This window comes from Neobacillus sp. DFD-2R (assembly GCF_057747865.1).
The window spans coordinates 1,299,754-1,316,381 of the sequence record NZ_CM173228.1; the positions used below are offsets into that span (position 1 = coordinate 1,299,754).

15 protein-coding genes are annotated in these 16,628 nt (G+C 38.1%); 11 read left to right on the forward strand and 4 right to left on the reverse strand.

The genetic code is table 11. The annotated features are described in order from the left end of the window. The first annotated feature begins 42 nt into the window (after positions 1-42). Together AC3ANV_RS06260 and AC3ANV_RS06265 are read left to right on the forward strand one after the other, a co-directional pair. A complete protein-coding gene (locus AC3ANV_RS06260) occupies positions 43-279 on the forward strand; it encodes a hypothetical protein (RefSeq protein ID WP_488312782.1) in 237 nt (78 codons plus the stop codon). Positions 280-370: 91 nt separating this feature from the next. Beyond that, positions 371-1,690 carry a DRTGG domain-containing protein gene (locus tag AC3ANV_RS06265; protein ID WP_488312783.1) on the forward strand — a complete coding sequence of 440 codons (1,320 nt, stop codon included), beginning with the start codon at positions 371-373 and terminating at the stop codon, positions 1,688-1,690. A 45-nt stretch (positions 1,691-1,735) separates the two neighbouring features. Here AC3ANV_RS06265 and AC3ANV_RS06270 read toward each other — a convergent pair whose 3' ends face one another. After that, complete coding sequence (locus AC3ANV_RS06270; RefSeq protein WP_488312784.1) at positions 1,736-2,044, reverse strand: YtpI family protein; 309 nt, start codon at positions 2,042-2,044, stop codon at positions 1,736-1,738. Positions 2,045-2,144: 100 nt separating this feature from the next. Between AC3ANV_RS06270 and AC3ANV_RS06275 the strand changes: the two genes are divergently transcribed. Beyond that, positions 2,145-3,086, forward strand: coding sequence for a DHH family phosphoesterase (locus tag AC3ANV_RS06275; RefSeq protein ID WP_488312785.1), 942 nt, complete (start codon positions 2,145-2,147; stop codon positions 3,084-3,086). 35 nt (positions 3,087-3,121) lie between these two features. Here AC3ANV_RS06275 and ytrI read toward each other — a convergent pair whose 3' ends face one another. Together ytrI and ytrH are read right to left on the reverse strand one after the other, a co-directional pair. Next, positions 3,122-3,646 carry a sporulation membrane protein YtrI gene (ytrI, locus tag AC3ANV_RS06280; RefSeq protein ID WP_488312786.1) on the reverse strand — a complete coding sequence of 175 codons (525 nt, stop codon included), beginning with the start codon at positions 3,644-3,646 and terminating at the stop codon, positions 3,122-3,124. Beyond that, a complete protein-coding gene (ytrH, locus tag AC3ANV_RS06285; protein WP_488312787.1) occupies positions 3,643-3,984 on the reverse strand; it encodes a sporulation membrane protein YtrH in 342 nt (113 codons plus the stop codon). The genes ytrI and ytrH overlap by 4 nt, the downstream gene beginning before the upstream one ends. A 322-nt stretch (positions 3,985-4,306) precedes the next feature. On the opposite strand from ytrH, the gene dnaE reads away from it, so the two are divergent. The 8 genes from dnaE to AC3ANV_RS06325 all read left to right on the forward strand — a co-directional run bounded on the left by dnaE (position 4,307) and on the right by AC3ANV_RS06325 (position 15,335). Continuing rightward, positions 4,307-7,669, forward strand: a complete 3,363-nt coding sequence (gene dnaE, locus AC3ANV_RS06290) for a DNA polymerase III subunit alpha (RefSeq protein WP_488312788.1) — start codon at positions 4,307-4,309, stop codon at positions 7,667-7,669. Positions 7,670-7,795: 126 nt separating this feature from the next. Then, the gene (gene ystJ, locus AC3ANV_RS06295; RefSeq protein ID WP_488312789.1) at positions 7,796-9,034 is read left to right on the forward strand and encodes an NADP-dependent malic enzyme; all 1,239 of its coding nucleotides are present in this window, start codon (positions 7,796-7,798) and stop codon (positions 9,032-9,034) included. Between the two features lie 56 nt (positions 9,035-9,090). Continuing rightward, positions 9,091-9,669 carry a FadR/GntR family transcriptional regulator gene (locus AC3ANV_RS06300; RefSeq protein WP_488314149.1) on the forward strand — a complete coding sequence of 193 codons (579 nt, stop codon included), beginning with the start codon at positions 9,091-9,093 and terminating at the stop codon, positions 9,667-9,669. Between the two features lie 212 nt (positions 9,670-9,881). Then, entirely contained in the window at positions 9,882-10,757 is an 876-nt protein-coding gene (gene accD / locus AC3ANV_RS06305; RefSeq protein WP_488312790.1) for an acetyl-CoA carboxylase, carboxyltransferase subunit beta, read from the forward strand. Continuing rightward, a complete protein-coding gene (gene accA, locus AC3ANV_RS06310) occupies positions 10,751-11,728 on the forward strand; it encodes an acetyl-CoA carboxylase carboxyl transferase subunit alpha (RefSeq protein ID WP_488312791.1) in 978 nt (325 codons plus the stop codon). The genes accD and accA overlap by 7 nt, the downstream gene beginning before the upstream one ends. Before the next feature lie 306 nt (positions 11,729-12,034). Continuing rightward, positions 12,035-12,994, forward strand: a complete 960-nt coding sequence (gene pfkA, locus AC3ANV_RS06315; RefSeq protein WP_488312792.1) for a 6-phosphofructokinase — start codon at positions 12,035-12,037, stop codon at positions 12,992-12,994. 100 nt (positions 12,995-13,094) lie between these two features. Further along, positions 13,095-14,855, forward strand: coding sequence for a pyruvate kinase (gene pyk, locus AC3ANV_RS06320; RefSeq protein WP_488314150.1), 1,761 nt, complete (start codon positions 13,095-13,097; stop codon positions 14,853-14,855). Positions 14,856-14,948: 93 nt separating this feature from the next. Next, positions 14,949-15,335 (forward strand): FxsA family protein, encoded by a 387-nt coding sequence (locus AC3ANV_RS06325; RefSeq protein WP_488312793.1) that lies wholly within the window; start codon positions 14,949-14,951, stop codon positions 15,333-15,335. 46 nt (positions 15,336-15,381) lie between these two features. Here AC3ANV_RS06325 and ytvI read toward each other — a convergent pair whose 3' ends face one another. Beyond that, positions 15,382-16,497, reverse strand: coding sequence for a sporulation integral membrane protein YtvI (gene ytvI, locus AC3ANV_RS06330; RefSeq protein ID WP_488312794.1), 1,116 nt, complete (start codon positions 16,495-16,497; stop codon positions 15,382-15,384). Between the last annotated feature and the right edge of the window lie 131 nt (positions 16,498-16,628).

Here is a 16,628-nt window from a genome sequence, read left to right on the forward strand (position 1 = left end):
TTGCATAAAGATGAAACAAGCAGTTAATAAGGGGGAAAAGAATTGAAAAAGAACAGATATTTACTATGCTTATTGCTTTGTGGATTCATGCTTTATTTTGCCGTCCCAAGATTATCGGTGACAGCTGAAGGGGCGCAGGGGATCTTCTCTCTGTGCTGGCTGACATTTGCCCTAATTGTCATCGCAGGAAACTTAACAGGCTTACTCTATAGTCCTAAAAAACCAATTCAAAAACTTCATTCTCAACAATTAAGGAAAAAATCCCGTTCATTTCATTGATTATTCACTAACAATTAATGAATCGCATTGTATCAATGCTTTTTACTCTTTATAATAAAATTTAGGAATTCGAAAATAAAGGGTGAAGCTATTGGCTACAAAGCATGAACAAATTTTGCAATACATTGATGAACTCCCAATCGGTGAAAAAATATCCGTCAGGCAAATCGCCAAGGCGATGAATGTAAGTGAAGGGACCGCATATAGAGCGATTAAGGAAGCGGAAAATAAAGGATATGTCAGTACAATTGAAAGAGTCGGAACAATAAGAATAGAACGGAAGAAAAAAGAAAATATTGAAAAGCTTACTTTTGCTGAGGTTGTTAACATCGTCGATGGTCAAGTATTAGGCGGCAGAGCCGGTTTGCATAAAACATTAAATAAATTTGTCATCGGGGCCATGAAATTAGAGGCAATGATGCGTTACACTGAGGCAGGAAACCTGCTTATTGTCGGAAACCGGACGCAAGCACACGAACTTGCCTTGAAAGAAGGTGCTGCTGTTCTCATTACCGGGGGATTCGACACTGAGGATCATGTAAAGAAACTTGCAGATAAGTTGGAACTGCCGGTTATTTCTACTAGTTATGATACATTTACAGTTGCTACGATGATTAACCGGGCAATATATGATCAATTAATAAAAAAAGAAATTATTCTAGTTGAAGACATCTTAACCTCCCTATCAGATACTTTTTTTCTAAAAACGTCGGATAAGGTATCAAAATGGCATGAACTTAATGCAGAGACAACACATAGCCGCTATCCTGTAGTAGATCAAAACATGAAGATTCAAGGAATGGTTACGTCCAAGGATATTTTGGGACAGGATTCCGAAACCTCCATCGACAAGATTATGACGAAAAACCCAATGACCGTTAATGGAAAAACAAGTGTCGCCTCAACAGCACATATGATGGTCTGGGAAGGCATTGAAGTACTTCCTGTTGCGGATGAATCTAACCGATTAGAAGGTATTATCAGCAGGCAGGACGTATTAAAGGCTTTGCAAATGAACCAGCGACAGCCTCAGGTTGGGGAGACTCTTGATGATATCGTTACCAATCAGATGGTCCTAATGCGCGGGAGAGCAAAAGGCGAGGAAGTCTATTCCTGTGAGGTTACTCCTCAAATGACAAATCATCTTGGTACCATCTCTTACGGTGTATTTACAACAATCGTTTCTGATGCGGCAAACCGGGTACTTAGAAGCTATAAAAAAGGTGACCTTGTAGTTGAAAATATGACAATCTATTTTATTAAACCGGTTCAAATGGAAAGTACCTTAGAAATCTTTCCGAAAGTGCTTGAAGTGGGACGGAAGTTTGGAAAAGTAGATGTAGAAGTTTTTAATGATGGAATTCTCGTCGGTAAAGCGATGATGATGTGTCAGTTGATTGACCGAAACTGATGAAAAACGGAAAGCCGCTTCCCACAGGTGAAGCGGCTCATGTTATTATTTTTGTGCCTCATACATTTCTGCTTCCTTGATTGCAAATGGGTGGTAATGCTGATATGCTTTGAATCCTGACCATGAACTTACCCCGCCATAAATTATAAAAATTGCGGCGACGATTATCGTAACAGTGGACTGGTAGATGAAAAGCTGATTAATCCCGAACAAAAAGACAAATAACCCGAGTACAATACTTGATTTAGCCGAAAGCCATTTTTTTTCAACCGGACGGTTGCTTCGGAAGTATTTTGTTTTATAAAATAAATAGAAAGCAAATAAAATTACAATTAGTATGACAAGTACAGACATTTTTCTTCCTCCATGTTTCAAAAATCACTTATTATTGTAACTGTATTTTGAAAAAAATGCCACATTAGGTTCAAAAAACGATTTAAACAAAGGAGTAGACATGAAAGAGAAAATATTAGAAACAATTAAACAATATGAAACCATTATTGTTCATCGTCACGTTCGCCCGGATCCGGATGCATACGGTTCACAGGGAGGCCTGGTTGAAATTTTAAAGGAGTCCTTCCCTGCTAAAAAGGTTTACGCGGTTGGACTGGAAGAACCATCTTTAAATTATATGCGTCGGCTGGATACCATTGAGGACGAGGTGTATAAAGGTGCATTGGTCATTGTATGTGATACTGCTAATGCTGAAAGAATTTGCGACAAGCGGTATACATTGGGTGATATGCTTATAAAAATTGATCATCACCCAAACGAAGACCCATATGGCGACTTATTATGGGTAGATACGAGTGCTAGTTCATGCAGTGAAATGATCTATGAATTTTATTTATTCGGAAAAGATAAGGGCCTGAAAATGAGCGATGAAAGTGCAAGGCTGTTGTTTGGCGGAATTGTTGGAGATACGGGAAGATTCCTATTTCCTAGTACAACTGAAAAAACCTTTTTATATGCAGGTGAATTAATTCATTACAATTTTTCCCGCACTGAATTGTTTGACAAAATGTATGAACTTAATCCAAATATCATTAAATTAAACGGATATATTTTACAAAACTTCGAGCTTCAAGAAAACGGTGTAGGCTCCGTCATTCTGTCTAAGAAACTGTTAGATGAGTTTGATGCGAACCCGCCTGAGGCATCCCTTCTCGTTGGAACATTAGGTGATGTAAGGGGAATTAAAGCATGGGTCTTTTTCATTGAGGAAAAGGATCAAATTAGAGTACGACTCCGTTCTAAAGGTCCGGTAATAAACGGAGTAGCAAAGAAGTTTAATGGCGGAGGTCATCCTTTAGCTGCAGGGGCATCGATTTATTCTTGGGACGAAGTGGACGATGTTTTAAAGGAATTAAGTGAAGTCTGCAAAAGCTATTCCTGATTGTTTTTTTAAAATAGAAAAACGGCTCTACTACTCTACTGCATTAGGGCCGTTTTTTCATCCTCAAAGTGTATTTCTAATTCCACGGACAAGGTGGTATAGATTACCATTTCCTTCACATTAAGCTTGTACCTTTTATCATTGATTGTTACTAGTTTGTTTTCAATTATTTTTTTTATTAGTCCCTTACTCTTAAAGGCTGTTTCCATATCTTTTGCGATTAACATACTTATGTCGTCTTTAACTGAGTCCTCTGTCTCCAACACACTTAAAGAATCCAGCTTATATCTTTCTGAGTTAATGATTTTAACATTGATTTTCTGGATTGTAAGCTTTTCAATGTTCCGCTTATTCATCTCCTTATATTCATCCTGCCAAATTTTTTTTTCTGACTGTAAGTCCTTAATTTCTTGTTTTTGGATTCCAATTAATTTTGTATGCTTTTCTTCTAAGACTCCAAAAATATATATGAAAATGCACCAGCTTATTGCTCCGCCAATGGCCATACCTGAAAAGAAACGCTGCCAAGAGGGTCTTCGATAAAAAGGGGGAATTCTCATGATGAAATATGCTCCTGTGTTAGCCAATTAATTAGCAGTGCACCTGTTTGAGCGCCGCCTAAAGCTGAAAGGATCAGTAAAATTTGTTTGAAAATATCTTTCGTTTCTGCATTAAATAATCCTTTTTCAAAGCTATAAACGGCATCGAATGTTCCGCCAATGGCTGCTACAATTGCCCAAATTCTTAGTGCTGATGACAAGCGGTAGACTGCGGTCAGCGGGGGTTGTCCCGTTAAGAAGGAAGCAATACCTCCTATTAATGACCCGCCTAGCAAAACTCCTAATGCGATAAAATAGCTTTCAATAAAAGCAGGAAAAAAACCGATATCCTTCATCATTTCAACCGCCCTTACCCATATTCAAATGACCTATATACCATTTATATGGACCAAGCATGCCAATTATGTTTTAAGGCTCTAAAATATGAGAATTGTCCAGCTCCTGTGCCCAGCGACTAGTGTACTTCGCTCACCTCCTTACGATAAGTCAACATCGAATCGCCAAAAACGCGATTCGTGTTTCCATTATCTCATACGGTGCGCTCCAGTCCTGTCGTGCGCTAAACGGGCGCATCCGCTTTTCTTTATGAGAACATATTTTCTTTTTTTTATTTTTACCTCTATAATAATTAATAGAGATTAAGTTTAAAGGGGTGACAAAATGTCTTTTATTCACCTTCATGTATATAGTGCGTACAGTTTATTGACGAGTACTGCATCTGTCCCTGATTTGATAGAAAATGCCCATAAAAAAGGGTTTTCAGCTTTGGCGTTAACGGACAGGAATATAATGTACGGAACGATAGAATTTTATAAGCTATGTAAAAAAAGCAATATTAAGCCCATTATTGGATTAACAGTGGATGTTGAAAGTGAAATAACAGAAACAAAAATCTTCCCGCTGGTTTTACTTGCAGAAAATAACCAAGGGTTTAAGAATCTTTTAAAAATATCCAGTGCAGTTCAAACGAAAGCGGAAAATGGTATCCCCTTAAAATGGTTAAAGCATTATTCAGATGGGCTAATTGCCATCACACCGGGGTTAGAGGGAGAAATAGAGCAATATCTTTTAGCCGATAAAGAAAATTTAGCAAAAGACCTTATTAGAAAGCTGAACACCATCTTCGGCAGCGGGAATTTTTATCTATCCATTCAACATCACCAGCTCGAACAGGAATTATTGGTTCGAAATCAATTACAGTTAATCGGAAAAGAATTAAATATACCATTGGTAGCAACCAACCGGGTCCATTACTTAGAAAAAGAAGATATGTTTCCGCATGAATGTTTATTAGCTATCAAAAATGGCGATAAACTGCAGGACGAGCATAGGGAAAAATTAGGGAGTGACGAATTTTATTTAAAAACAGCAGGTGAAATGGTAGAGAGATTCTCCGAAATACCGGAAGTATTAGAGAATACGCTCCAAATCGCTGATAGATGTAATATAAACATTGAATTAAATAAAACCTATTTACCTTCATTCCCAACAGAAAGCGGATTACCCGCTGAGGAATATTTAGAAATGTTATGCGAGCAGGGGTTAAGTGAACGATTTTCCGCTCCTGCACAAGAATACATTGATCGTTTGTCATATGAATTAGAAGTAATCAAGCGAATGAAGTTTAGCAACTATTTTTTAATTGTTTGGGATTTTATGAGATATGCCCGGGAAAATAATATTTTAACCGGACCGGGAAGGGGATCCGCAGCCGGGTCACTCGTAGCATATGTATTATATATTACAGATGTAGACCCGTTGGAACACAATTTATTATTTGAGCGATTTTTAAATCCTGAACGGATCTCGATGCCTGATATTGATATCGATTTTCCTGATCATCGCCGTGATGAAGTGATTGAATATGTGGCAAAAAAATACGGGGAATTACATGTTGCACAAATCGTCACATTTGGGACACTTGCTGCTAAAGCAGCATTAAGAGACGTTGGCAGAGTATTTGGTTTGAATTCAAAGGAACTGGATCATTTATCGAGACTTATTCCATCACGCCAAGGAATAAACCTGCCGGAAGCTTACAAAGAATCAGAACGCCTCCGTTCATATATTAATGAGCTCCCAATGAACCGCAAGCTTTATGAAACGGCTTTAAAGCTTGAAGGCCTGCCAAGGCATACATCTACCCACGCAGCAGGTGTGGTCTTAAGTGAGAAACAGCTCATCGATTTAATCCCAATTCAACAAGGGTCCAATCATGTATATTTAACTCAATACTCAATGGAATATCTCGAAGAAATTGGCCTTTTGAAAATGGATTTCCTTGGATTAAGAAATCTATCATTAATTGAATCCATTTTATCGTCCATTTATCGTAAAACTGGCAGGAAAGTTGATATCCGTTCGATCCCATTACAAGACGGCAAAACCTTTGAATTGTTAGCAAAGGGAGAAACGACGGGAATCTTTCAGCTGGAATCGGAAGGGATGCGTAAGGTATTAACCAGGTTAATGCCGTCCCGATTTGAAGATATCGTGGCTGTTAATGCGTTGTATCGCCCCGGACCGATGGAGAATATCCCGGTTTTTATTGATCGGAAAAATGGGCGTCAGAAAGTAGAATATCCGCATCCCGATTTAAAACCAATCTTGGAAAATACCTATGGTGTAATAGTTTATCAGGAACAGATCATGCAAATTGCTTCGACCATGTCAGGCTTCTCACTCGGTGAAGCGGATTTATTAAGAAGGGCAGTAGGAAAAAAGCAAAAAGAAGTCCTCGATCGTGAAAGAGCTCATTTTGTACAAGGAGCCTTAAAAAAAGGATATGAACAATCGCTTGCCAATGACATTTATGATTTAATCGTCCGATTTGCCAATTACGGTTTTAACCGCAGCCATGCAGTTGCCTATAGTATGATTGCTTACCAATTGGCTTACTTAAAAGCTCACTTTCCGATAGATTTTATGGCCGGATTGCTAACGTCGGCAATTGGGAATGATGTGAAATTATCTCAATATGTAATGGAAACAAAACAAAGGGAAATCGCAGTTCTTCCTCCTTCTATTAACAATAGCGGGTACTCTTTTATAGCTGAGAAAAGGGGCATACGCTATAGTCTTGCTGCGATAAAAAGCGTCGGTACTGCTGCTTTAAAGGAAATTTTTCATGCACGAAAAAAGAAAAGGTTTGATAATTTATTTGATTTTTGCATAAGGGTTTCTTCTAAAGCAATTAACCGTAAAACGCTTGAGCAACTTGTCCATTCAGGAAGTTTTGATGAGTTTGGCGAAGATCGTGCCGTACTTCTTGCCAGCTTGGATGTGGCAGTTGAGCATGCACAGCTGTTAAAACCGGTAGATACAAATCAATTTGATTTATTTGTAGAAGAGATTGTGCTCAAGCCAAAATATGTTCAAGTTGATCCTATCAGGCTCGAGGATAAGCTTTCATTTGAAAAAGAGGCACTTGGTTTTTACCTTTCTGACCACCCTGTTTCTATTTATGAAAAAGAGCTTAAACAAAGTGGGGCACAACTATTATTTGCTCTAAGAGCAGAGCAAAAATGGGCTTCCTCCGGGATTTATATTTCTACAATGAAAAAAATCCGGACTAAAAAAGGAGATTCAATGGCTTTTATGACGGTCAGTGATTCCAGTGGAGATATGGAAGCTGTAGCGTTCCCAAATGTCTTTAAAAAATATTCTTACCTATTGGATCAGGGGAAATTTGCTTTGATTGAAGGAAAAGTGGAAGAACGTGAGGGGAAGCCTCAATTCATCATTCAACAAGTTTCCGAGATAGAACCATGGTTAAAAGAAAAGATTGTCAAAAAATCAGTGTTGTATTTAAAAATAGTACAGGATAAACAGGATGAGAAATCGTTACAGCAATTAAATCGTCTTTTAAAAGAAAATAGAGGGAATACGAGCGTGGTTTTGCATTATGAAGCCAGCAGGAAAACCGTACGATTAGCGACTGAGAACAATATTAATCCTAATGCTAAATTACTGAAGAAATTAAATGATTTTCTTGGTTCTAATAACGTCGTCCTAAAAGAATAATTCTTTACAACTTTCGAAGATATGTTATAGTGATAATGAGACAAGTGTGGTCTGACCACCTTTGTAGTCGGGCAATTATGTTGAAATTATTATTATATTTCTTGTAAAATTTGAGGGGTGACGATCTTGACATTACGTGAAGAAGCGCTACATATGCATCGAATTAACAAAGGGAAATTAGAATCAAAATCAAAAGTACAAGTCCGAAATGCGAAGGATTTAAGCTTAGCCTATTCACCGGGCGTGGCCGAACCATGTAAAGATATTTATGAAAAGCCTGAAACAGTATACGATTACACGATGAAAGGTAATATGGTTGCTGTAGTTTCTGATGGAACAGCAGTTCTTGGTCTAGGGAATATTGGACCGGAAGCAGCGCTGCCGGTAATGGAAGGTAAAGCAGTATTATTTAAAAGTTTTGCCGGAGTGGATGCGTTTCCAATTTGTTTAAACACAACAGATGTTGATAAAATTGTCGAAACTGTTAAGTTACTCGAGCCTACCTTTGGCGGCGTGAATCTTGAAGATATCGCAGCACCGAATTGCTTTGTCATTGAAGAAAGATTAAAAAAGGAAGCAAATATTCCAATCTTTCATGATGACCAGCACGGAACAGCTATTGTAACTGTAGCGGGTCTCGTTAATGCATTAAAACTAGTCGGCAAAAAAATGACCGAAATTAAAGTGGTAGCAAACGGCGCAGGTGCAGCTGGAATTGCTATTATCAAATTATTATATAGCTACGGTGTAAGAGATATCATTATGTGTGATACCAAAGGTGCCATTTACGAAGGACGCCCGCAAGGAATGAATGCAGTTAAGTCTGAAGTAGCGAAATTTACCAATCGTGATAATCTAACAGGAAGTCTTGCAGATGTCATTAAGGGCGCCGATGTTTTTATTGGAGTTTCTGTCGCCGGGGCATTAACAAAGGAAATGGTTGCATCAATGAATCCGGACTCAATTATTTTTGCAATGGCCAATCCGGATCCTGAAATTATGCCTGACGAAGCAAAAGCAGCAGGAGCTAAGGTTGTGGGGACAGGGCGATCTGATTTTCCTAATCAGGTTAATAATGTTCTCGCCTTTCCCGGAATCTTCCGTGGAGCACTTGATGTACGTGCAACACATATTAACGAAAAAATGAAAGTAGCTGCAGTCGAAGCAATTGCTAGTTTAATCAATGAAAATGAGCTTAATGCAGACTATGTCATCCCGGGACCTTTTGATGCAAGAGTGGCGCCTGAGGTTGCAGCCGCAGTGGCAAAAGCAGCTATGGAAACAGGTGTGGCACGTTTAAAAGTAGACCCGCAAGAAGTAAAAGAGAAAACAATGAGGCTCGCGATTATTGGTAAAAGTGAGTGATTCTGTAAGTGACAAATACCAAAGTATATATAGAGATTGTTAAGCAGTTAAGAGAAATGATCACTGCTGATGGTCTTAAGTCCGGAGATAAAATACCTTCTGAACGGGAATTGTCTGAGCGCCTGAATGTCGGGCGCTCTTCCGTTAGAGAGGCTCTTAGGGCCTTAGAATTGCTTGGCTTAATTGAGACTAGACGAGGTGAGGGGACCTTTATCAGAGATTTTAGGGGTCACCAGCTGGTACAGCTTCTCAGTACCTTTATTTTACAGGATGAAAAAGCGAAGCGTGATGTGTTAGAGACAAAAAAACTCATTGAAATGGATTGTCTAAGGTTAGCCGTTCAAAGAATGGATAAAAGAAATATTGCTAAACTGAAGGAATGGGTTGAATCGGAGCAAGCTATTGAGGATGACGAAGTTTTTTACCGAATTATTGAGATCGCAGATAATCACTTATTTTTAAGAATGTGGTTAATTTTAAAAGATTATTACTATTCATTACATTTTCGTCAAGAAGTATATAAAAGGAAAGATTATCTACTCTTGCTTAATGCATTAGCTGAAAAAGATGAGGAAAAGACACTTGCTGCATATCAGGTACTACGAAATTTGTCTTTTTCTCACGACATAAACTAACAAATTATACACGCTGTCTACTTTATAGTGGAAAAGACAAGCAAATTAGCCCAAGGAAATTGGAATTATATTTTAAAACATCAACTGGTCTTGCCACTTCATATGGGTGCCCAAGGTATGAAGTATAGGCAGAATAGAAAGACTTTTGATTAGTAGATTGAAAAAAACTTGCCGGGCAGGCCCAAAGCACAACCGACGAGGGAGGTTTAATTTTGCTTAAAGAGCTTTTTATAAAAAATAATACAAAAAAGAAAAAATACGCAACTATTCCATCTGAAACGACCAAAAGTGAAGTACCTGAAGGTATTATGACAAAATGCCCTTCATGCAAGAAAATCATGTATACAAAAGAACTAAATAAAAATTTAAAGGTATGTCTGCATTGCGGGTATCATCATTCGATGAATTCATATGAGCGGATTGTCAGCTTCCTTGATGAGGGCAGCTTTGAAGGAATCAATGAGAATATGATCTCAGAAAATCCTTTGAATTTCCCTGATTACATTGAAAAACTTGAAAAAGACCGTCAAAAAACGAAAATAAATGAGGCGGTTGTTACAGGTATTGGAACCGTAAATGGTCATAAAATTGTTTTAGCCATTATGGATTCAACCTTCCGAATGGGAAGTATGGGATCTGTTGTCGGTGAAAAAATAACCTTGGCCATCGAAAAAGCTGATGAGCTATCAGTACCTTTTATAATTTTTACTGCTTCCGGCGGTGCCAGGATGCAAGAAGGTGCTTTAAGTTTAATGCAGATGGCGAAAACAAGTGTTGCCTTAAAGAGATTCAGTGATCGCGGCGGCTTGATTATTTCTATCATGACGCACCCTACCACTGGCGGTGTATCGGCAAGCTTTGCCTCATTAGGTGATTTTAACTTTGCTGAACCGGAAGCTTTAATCGGCTTTGCCGGTCGCAGAGTTATTGAACAATCCATTAGGGAAGAATTGCCTGAAGACTTTCAAACTTCTGAGTTTCTTCTAAAACACGGTCAGCTTGATGCCATAATCTCACGCCTTGATTTGGTCGAGAAAATCACTAACATTTTAGAAATTCATCAACCTGGAGGTGAGCTCGAATGGTAGGGGAATTAGAATTTGAACGCCCGGTTGTTGAGTTAAGAAAAAAAATTGCCGAGTTGAAAGAATTTACAAAAACAGCTGATGTAGATTTAAGCTCCGAAATTGAAAAATTAGAAACACGTCTTGAAAAACTTGAGAAGGATATATACGAAAATATTAAACCATGGGATCGGGTACAAATAGCACGCCATCCAAATAGGCCGACAACACTCGATTATATATCATACATCTTTGATGATTTCTTTGAATGCCATGGTGACAGAACCTTTGCTGATGATGAAGCTATTGTGGCGGGGATTGCTAAATTTAATGGATTACCTGTTACGATTATTGGGCATCAAAGGGGTAAAGATACAAAAGAAAATATCCGCAGGAATTTTGGGATGCCTCATCCTGAAGGGTACAGAAAGGCTCTAAGATTGATGAAGCAGGCGGATAAGTTTAATCGTCCAATCATTTGCTTTATTGATACAAAAGGTGCATACCCTGGGAAAGCAGCTGAAGAACGGGGACAAAGTGAAGCCATTGCCCGAAATTTGTTTGAAATGGCAGGTTTAAGGGTTCCTGTGGTTTGTATTGTTATCGGCGAGGGAGGTAGCGGCGGGGCTCTTGCACTGGGAGTTGGGAACCGAATTTACATGCTTGAAAATTCTACTTATTCGGTTATTTCTCCGGAAGGCGCGGCTGCTATTTTGTGGAAAGACTCATCTCTTGCTAAAAAAGCTGCGGAAACAATGAAAATTACAGCTCCGGATCTGAAAGAATTGGGTGTTATCGATGATATCATTCCTGAAATCAAAGGCGGCGCCCATAAAGATACAAAATTGCAGGCGGAAGAAATTGAAAAGTTACTAAAAAAATCGTTACAAGAGCTTTTAAGATTATCAGAGGATGAATTAATTGCGGATCGTTATAATCGTTTTAGGACAATTGGAGAATTTTCATTTGTAAATGATTATATTGGTGTTAAATAACGTGCTCATTTTGGGCACGTTTCTTTTTGTCCTATTGTCACAATAAATACATAAAAAAATCTTAAAAAAGACAATGATTACGTTTACATTTCAGAATAAAACGTTTTCAGTTAATTGATTATTCTGTCTATTAAAAATGATGGTGTGATACAGTTGTTAAGCGCAATTCAACGTGTTATTTTATAAATATTATAGGGTTTAATGTAAATAATAAAAGAAGTTAACCAGAGGAATTTTTTTTGTTTATTTTTTATTTTTCTTTTCGATTTAATATAAGTTCTGGAATTAATTAATGAGGTGAAAATAATGAAAAAAATTGGTGTACTTACAAGTGGTGGGGACTCACCTGGAATGAATCCGGCTATTCGTGCGGTTGTTAGAAAAGCAATTTTTCATAACATTGAGGTTTTTGGTATTTATGGCGGATATTCAGGATTAATCACAGGTAATATTAAAAAGCTTGAACTTGGCTCTGTTGGAGATATTATCCATCGTGGAGGCACGATGCTACATACTGCCCGCTGCCTGGAGTTTAAAACACCGGAAGGACAGCAAAAAGGAATTGAGCAATTAAAAGAACATGGAATTGAAGGTCTTGTTGTCATTGGTGGAGATGGTTCTTACCGTGGAGCAAAGGCATTGACTGAGCAAGGATTCCCTTGTGTAGGGGTACCTGGAACGATTGACAATGATATCCCCGGGACAGAACTTACGATTGGCTTTGACACGGCCTTAAATACGGTTATTGATGCATTGGATAAAATCCGTGATACAGCTACTTCACATGAAAGAACATTTGTAATTGAAGTAATGGGCCGAAATGCCGGTGATATTGCTTTATGGGCCGGGCTTGCAGGCGGGGCTGAAACCATTCTTATACCTGAAGAAAACTATGATATGGCTGAAATCGCCGATCGTTTGCGTAAAGGGCAGGAGCGCGGTAAAAAACACAGTATAATTATCGTTGCAGAAGGAGTTTGCAGTGGTGTTGACTTTGCCAAGCAGTTACAGGAAACAACGAATTTCGATACTAGAGTATCTGTATTAGGTCATATTCAGCGTGGTGGTTCACCGACGGCAGCTGATAGGGTGCTCGCAAGTAGATTAGGTGCAAGAGCGGTGGAACTTCTTATTGAAGGAAAAGGCGGACGTGCTGTTGGTATTGAAAAAAATACACTTGTTGATTATGACATCATTGAAGCTTTAGCAAGGAAGCACACATTGGACCTAGACCTTTATAAACTATCTAAAGAATTATCTATTTAAAAATATAAATTTGAAAACTGCCTAGCGCAAGCAGCCATGCGACTAGTGTACTTTGCTAAACGGGAGCTTGCGCTTTTCTTATTAGGAGGAAAAAAGGATGTTGCGAAAAACGAAAATCGTTTGCACGATTGGTCCAGCTAGTGAAAGTGTGGAAAAGTTAACACAATTAATTGAATCAGGAATGAATGTGGCACGTTTGAATTTTTCTCATGGGAATTTTGAAGAACATGGACAACGGATCAAAAATATCCGTGAAGCTTCAAAAATTACCGGGAAAACCGTCGCCATTTTACTTGATACAAAAGGCCCTGAAATTCGTACCCACAACATGCAAAATGGAGCAATTGAGCTTAAGTCAGGCGAAAATGTAATTGTATCAATGACAGAAGTAGAAGGTACTACTGAAAAATTTTCGATTACATACCCTGGTTTAATTGAAGATGTCCATGTGGGCTCAAAAATTTTATTAGATGACGGATTAATCGGTCTTGAAGTAACCAAAATTGATAAATCCAATAATGAAATTCATACAAAAATATTAAATAGCGGTACCTTGAAAAATAAGAAGGGGGTTAACGTGCCGGGTGTCTCAGTTAATCTCCCTGGTATTACGGAAAAAGATACGCAAGATATTGTTTTTGGTATTGAACAGGATGTTGATTTTATTGCTGCTTCATTTGTACGAAGAGCTAAAGATGTATTAGAAATCCGTCAGCTTTTAGAAGAAAATAACGCAACACAAATCCATATCATACCTAAAATTGAAAATCAGGAAGGTGTAGACAACATCGATGAGATTCTTGAAATTTCCGATGGTCTGATGGTTGCCCGCGGTGACTTAGGGGTAGAAATACCGGCAGAAGAAGTACCTCTAGTACAAAAAATGTTAATTAAGAAATGTAATTCATTTGGAAAGCCGGTTATTACGGCAACGCAAATGCTAGATTCTATGCAGCGAAACCCAAGACCAACACGTGCCGAAGCCAGTGACGTCGCAAATGCAATATTTGACGGAACTGATGCCATTATGCTTTCCGGCGAAACAGCTGCAGGTCTTTATCCGGTAGAAGCAGTTCAGACGATGCATAATATTGCTTCCAGAGCTGAACAGGCCTTAGATCATAAAGAAATTTTATCGATCCGCAGTAAAGATACGGAACATAACTTAACCGATGCGATTGGTCAGTCCGTTGCACATACCGCATTAAATTTAGATGTAAATGCGATCATCACACCAACTGAAAGCGGCCATACTGCTAGAATGATATCTAAATATCGTCCTAAGGCACCAATTGTTGCTGTAACTGCAAATTCTTCAGTTACGCGTCGTTTATCCCTAGTTTGGGGTGTATATCCACAACCGGGCAGGGAAGCAAACACTACAGATGAAATGCTTGATTATGCAGTTGAAGAGAGTTTAAACAGCGGAATAGTGAAACATGGCAATTTAGTTATCATTACTGCCGGTGTTCCGATTGGTGAAGCAGGCACTACGAATTTGATGAAAATTCATGTAGTCGGAGATATTATCACTAAAGCACAGGGAATCGGACGAAAGTCAGCTTTCGGTAAAGTGGTTGTAGCCCATAACGCTCAGGAAGCATTAGAAAAAGTCAAGCCGGGAACAATTTTAGTGACCATCGGTACAGATCGCGATATGATCCCAGCCATTGAAAAATGTGCGGCGCTCATTACCGAAGAAGGTGGATTAACAAGCCATGGTGCTGTGGTTGGACTAAATCTAAGTATTCCTGTAATTGTTGGCGTAGATCATGCACTCGACTTGTTCAAAGATGGACAAGAGATTACCGTGGATGCCGCAAGAGGAGTCATTTATAACGGTCATGCAAGCGTACTATAATTAAAAAGAAGGGGATTTCCCTTCTTTTTTTGTAAAGAAATTTCCAATCAAAATATAATAAATACAAGCTGATTGGAAGGGGCTAAAAATTCAATGCGTTATTTATTTTTATTAATTATCATCATTCCTGCTGCTGATATTGGGTTATTACTTTTCACAGGTAAATTAATTGGTGCCTTGCCTACATTATTTCTTATCCTTTTCACAGGTGTAGTTGGAGCGTATCTAGCGAAAAAAGAAGGCATACAAACGATTCGCAAAGCACAGGAGCAGCTTCGTAATGGGCAAATTCCCGGCGAAGCTGTCTTAGATGGTATATGTATTCTAGTAGGCGCGACACTTCTTATTACACCTGGATTCATCACGGATATACTTGGATTCTTAATGCTTTTCCCGCCAACAAGAACTCTCTTTAAATTTTTTATGAAAAAGTCATTTAGAAGATGGATAAATAAAGGACGTATCAAGATTATCAAATAAAAAAAGAGGCTGACTTTTTAAGTCGCCTCTTTTATTCTGAAGTTTATTATACTTCCTTCCCCATAATAAATGCCCATAAATCATGAAAAACATGTGCACGATAAAGAGTATTAATGATTACCAGAAGTACAGGGCCAACGATTAACCCTAAAAATCCAATGATTTTAAAGCCAACAAATAAAGCAATTAACGTTGCTAATGGATCAAGTCCAATACTTGAAGAAAGTATTTTCGGCTCAATAATTTGTCTTTGAGCTATAACAATAAAATAAAGGACCCCTAAACCAATAGCCAGGCTCGAATGCCCGCCTATCATTTCATAGATAATCCATGGTACAAAAACAACCCCTGTCCCCAGGTAAGGAAGAATCTCAGCAACACCTGTTACAAGTGCAATTGTTATCGCATAATCGACACGTAAAATAAGCAATCCGATTAAAATAATAACAGCAGTAATCGAAACAAGCGTTAATTGTGTTTTTATAAAACCAAACAATGCTTTCTTAAGATCAATAAAAACAGTTTTTCCACTTACCTTTGCTTTCTCAGGTAATAATCTCGCCCCGAACACGGAAAATTTGTTCCAGTCTTTGCTTATAAAAAAGGTAGCCAATAAAGAAAAAATTAACACAGTTGCTGCATTTGGAAACCAGGATAAGATGTTTGGGATATTTTCCAAAAGATTTTTGATGAACGATCCGACAGTTGTGCCAATTTTTTTGCCGACATTTTGGATATTTTCAATAATGGTACCTTGCTGACCTGCATCAAGTTTGTTAAAGGCACTTGTTAAATGATTGTATAGAGGTAGGATTTGAGCTGTAAAAACCTTCTCAATGTAATTAATTAACGTATCAAGATGTTCAGGAACAGCACTTGCCAAATAATTGGCTCCGGAAACTATTTCAGCAATTAGAAGCGTAATTAATCCTGCAAATAATGCAACAATAATGATGAGTGCGACAATAACAGCAAGTGCACGCGGCATTCTGACCTTTTTTTCAAAAAAAGTTACAAGGGGATTAATCATAAAGGCAATGAGCAGACCAATTAAAAATGGATAAGTCACTGTTGACAAATAATAAAACGAAAAGATTGATAAAACAACAATACTAATAACAATTATGAAACGCATCGTCCGATATATGTACGTTGGATTCAATGACAGACCTCCTTTGGAAAAATTTCCATAAACTTCATTTAATATTAGTTTAACATTTTATGAGCAACACTTCATAATTTACCACTATATTCATTGCAATTAATAATCTATACGGATATTGCGGGAGAAAG

Bases quoted from the DNA above. Each gene is read 5' to 3' on its own strand.
- pfkA (WP_488312792.1), top strand. From the start codon at position 12,035: ATGAAAAAAATTGGTGTACTTACAAGTGGTGGGGACTCACCTGGAATG.
- AC3ANV_RS06300 (WP_488314149.1), top strand. From the start codon at position 9,091: ATGATCACTGCTGATGGTCTTAAGTCCGGAGATAAAATACCTTCTGAA.
- AC3ANV_RS06270 (WP_488312784.1), bottom strand. From the start codon at position 2,044: ATGTCTGTACTTGTCATACTAATTGTAATTTTATTTGCTTTCTATTTA.
- accA (WP_488312791.1), top strand. From the start codon at position 10,751: ATGGTAGGGGAATTAGAATTTGAACGCCCGGTTGTTGAGTTAAGAAAA.
- ytrH (WP_488312787.1), bottom strand. From the start codon at position 3,984: ATGATGAAGGATATCGGTTTTTTTCCTGCTTTTATTGAAAGCTATTTT.
- dnaE (WP_488312788.1), top strand. From the start codon at position 4,307: ATGTCTTTTATTCACCTTCATGTATATAGTGCGTACAGTTTATTGACG.
- AC3ANV_RS06275 (WP_488312785.1), top strand. From the start codon at position 2,145: ATGAAAGAGAAAATATTAGAAACAATTAAACAATATGAAACCATTATT.
- AC3ANV_RS06325 (WP_488312793.1), top strand. From the start codon at position 14,949: ATGCGTTATTTATTTTTATTAATTATCATCATTCCTGCTGCTGATATT.
- ytrI (WP_488312786.1), bottom strand. From the start codon at position 3,646: ATGAGAATTCCCCCTTTTTATCGAAGACCCTCTTGGCAGCGTTTCTTT.